Source organism: Halobacillus sp. BBL2006 (assembly GCF_000786645.1).
Taxonomy (GTDB): Bacteria; Bacillota; Bacilli; order Bacillales; family Halobacillaceae; genus Halobacillus.
In genome coordinates, this window is sequence record NZ_JRNX01000698.1 from 1 (window position 1) to 3,365 (window position 3,365).

Consider the following 3,365-nt stretch of genomic DNA (forward strand, 5'->3'; position numbering starts at 1 on the left):
TTTTATTTATTTTGATGTATTCTCCACTTGTTGAATTCCAGGTATTCCCTAAATTGATCTTTGGACACTCCTGAGTTCATAGCTTCTTGAACGAGCTTTAACCAATCCTCATCAAGGTTCTCGTCTTTCATATCTGTTTCACCGTGGAGTAAGAAGTTAATCGATACATCAAGTTCATTCGATATTTTTTCTAAGAATTGAATGGAAGGGTTGGTCTGGATGTTCCGTTCAATTGAGCTTAGATACGACTTAGCGACCCCTGCTCGTTCAGCTAGCTCAGATAGCGACATATGTCGGTCTTTACGTATTTTTTTTATGCGCTCACCGATCATATTCTCACCTACTTTCTTGGTATTTTGAGTATAGCATATTTTGTGTATTCGTTCTATTTAAAGCACAAATTTTATCATTTAGTCCTACTTATGTTCTTTGATGTATACTCCAATTTATCTACAAGCAAGAATCTTAGTTCCTATTTTTATTCATCGGATCTAACTGAACATATTTCAAGTATTTTTTTCTCCATTACGAATCAAAAATGTGTGAGTAAACACCAGTTCAGATATACTAGTAGTAAGTAAACTTATCACAACGGGGTGACCACATGGATGATATTGCAGAACGCTTTGAAATAATATTTAATCAAATACATCAAATTTTAAAAGAACTGAACGGATATCCAAAAAATGATAATTTTGTTGAGCTGTTACAACGATCCAAATTGAAACATAGTGTCATTCGTGTACATTTTGACCAGTTAAAGCAATACGCAAAATTACGTAACGCGATTGTTCATGAGAAGACGAGCGGTGACTATTATATCGCTACCCCCCATCTGGACGTCGTAGAAGCATTAGAACGAATTAAACAAACGCTTGAACAACCTCCATTGGCTTTGGAGTTCGCTACTCGACCTGTACTCTTTTATAAAGAAAGCACTCCCCTTACTCATGTTATGGAAGCCTTTGATAAGCATGGAATCTCCCAGTTCCCTATCTATACAGATAACAGAGAGTTCATGGGATTGCTGACGAATGACGGTGTCGTCCGTTATATTTCGAGATCTGTTCATGAAGGTGTAATTGACGTGAATGATGTAACAGCAAAAGAATTGCTGTCTAATGAAGCAAATCCAAATGTAGAATTTCTGGCTGCGAGTGGAACTGTGTTTGAACTTGAAGAACGTTTCGAAATCAGCTTAGAAGAAGAGCGTAAATTGAAATCTGTCATCATTACCGAATCGGGAAACTCAGACGACCTTCCACTCGGGATCGTGACCACTTGGGACTTGATCAAGGTGGATAGGAGGAACAGAGATGAATGATCCATCCAGATCTGTCAAACAATTTTTCACTTTTATCAAAGGGGGACTACCAGCGAAATGGTTCATCGCTGTAGCCCTCTTTTTAAGTTTACTTGAAACCGCAGCCAGTTTAATTGTTCCTCTGTTTACAAGAAACCTTGTTGATCAGCTGTCGACAGGAGAACTGAGTACCGGATTGATTCTTTTTTTAGCAGGAACTTTTGTCATCCAAACTGTTTCCAGTGGGTTTTCCTACTATCTCTTGGCCTACATAGGTGAGCATATCGTCGCTTTTATTAGACGGCAGCTCTGGGAAAAAGTTCTTCATTTACCAGTAGATTATTTTGACGAGCATGAATCTGGAGAAACGATGAGTCGAATCACTCAGGACACAAATACAGTAAAAAATCTAATTACCAACCATCTCGTCTCTTTTGTGACAGGAATCATTTCGATTATCGGTGCTGTTATCATATTGCTGACCATTGATTGGCGAATGACGCTGATTATGCTTATTGCCGTTCCTGTGGCTTTTATAGTCGTTCTGCCGCTGGGTCGGAAAATGTATAAAGTCTCAAAACGGATGCAAGATGAAATGGCCGACTTCAGTGCCAACCTTGGTCGCGTGCTAAGCGAAATCCGGTTAGTAAAATCTTCGAATGCCGAATCAGCTGAGAACACTAAAGGCCGGAAAGGGATAGCTCAGTTATTTTCATACGGACTGAAGGAAGCCAAAATTCAGGCCGTGATCTCTCCTTTTATGACGACAATCATCATGGTCGTCCTTGTCATTCTAATTGGATATGGAGGAGTTCGAGTCGCCTCAGGTGCCTTGAGCGCAGGCTCACTAGTGGCGATTATTATTTATATGTTTCAAATTGTCGTTCCCTTTAGTCAACTAGCAACATTTATGACCGCTTTTCAAAAAGCTATGGGGGCTACAGAAAGGATCCAAGGAATGTTAGGAAGAAGCACAGAAACTTTCGATCAGCCTAACGCTTTTAGTAGACACCCTTTGACTTTTCATAATGTGAGCTTCGGTTATGATCAGGAACATCTGATTCTGCACAAATTAAATTTTTCTGTCGATCCGGGGGAAACGGTTGCCGTGGTAGGCCCGAGTGGTGCTGGAAAAACAACGATTTTTGCTCTGATTGAGCGCTTTTACTCTCCTACTTCCGGAATGATTTCCGTTGGTCAACAACCTATTTCTTCCATAAGGCTCGATCAATGGCGACAATCGATCGGATACGTATCCCAAGAGAGCCCGATCTTGGCTGGATCAATTAAAGATAATATTGGCTATGGTGTCCATAGGGAAATCAAATATTCTGAAATGGAAGCAGCCTTGAAGCAAGCCAATGCGTATGGTTTTGTGATGGAGCTTCCCGATCGTATGGAAACTGCGGTCGGTGAACGAGGTGTGAAATTATCCGGCGGTCAAAGACAACGAATCGCCATTGCGCGTGCCCTATTGCGTAATCCTGACTTTTTGTTATTGGATGAAGCCACTTCCAATCTTGATTCCCAGTCAGAGGCAGCTGTGCAGGATGCATTACGCATATTAATGAAAGGACGGACAACTTTTATTATTGCTCACCGCCTTTCAACGGTCACCGAGGCTGATCGACTGATCGTCCTTGAAAGAGGGGTCATTACTGGAGAAGGAAAACATAAAGACTTATACCAGCAAAACCCGATGTATCGCCAACTCGTCGATCAACAAGTCCTCACATAGTGGACTTATCTGCAATTTTTCTGAAAAATATGTTATTTATTTCTTGTACCAAAATGATCGTTTGTTTATGATTAAAGTAAATACATTTTAAAAAAGGAGCATGGATATGCTGCGCGAAAGAAGGAACGAACCATTCCGTTACACTTTTTCCACTACGTTACCTGGTTTCTACAACAAGAAGTTCAATCGCCAAGTATCGGGATCCTTGCAAGTAAAGGATATCAGTTTGAACGGATTGCGTTTTTCTTGCAAAGCGAATCCAAATCTTTCTATGAAAGATGAAGTATTCCTATCTTTTATATATAATAATGAAACGTTCTCAGC

At 40.3% G+C, this 3,365-nt stretch carries 3 protein-coding genes and 1 pseudogene; 3 read left to right on the plus strand and 1 reads right to left on the minus strand.

Annotated elements, in window-relative coordinates; all coding sequences use genetic code 11:
* Window positions 1-2: 2 nt before the first annotated feature.
* Window positions 3-332, minus strand: a complete 330-nt coding sequence (locus tag LD39_RS18495) for a helix-turn-helix domain-containing protein (RefSeq protein ID WP_035551473.1) — start codon at window positions 330-332, stop codon at window positions 3-5.
* A gap of 272 nt (window positions 333-604) precedes the next feature.
* On the opposite strand from LD39_RS18495, the gene LD39_RS18500 reads away from it, so the two are divergent.
* The 3 genes and pseudogenes from LD39_RS18500 to LD39_RS22295 all read left to right on the plus strand — a co-directional run.
* Entirely contained in the window at window positions 605-1,324 is a 720-nt protein-coding gene (locus LD39_RS18500) for a CBS domain-containing protein (RefSeq protein WP_035551476.1), read from the plus strand.
* Window positions 1,317-3,041 (plus strand): ABC transporter ATP-binding protein, encoded by a 1,725-nt coding sequence (locus LD39_RS18505; RefSeq protein WP_035551479.1) that lies wholly within the window; start codon window positions 1,317-1,319, stop codon window positions 3,039-3,041. Before LD39_RS18500 ends, LD39_RS18505 begins: the two co-directional genes overlap by 8 nt.
* A gap of 106 nt (window positions 3,042-3,147) precedes the next feature.
* Window positions 3,148-3,365 (plus strand): annotated as a pseudogene (locus LD39_RS22295) (PilZ domain-containing protein); the annotation flags it as partial.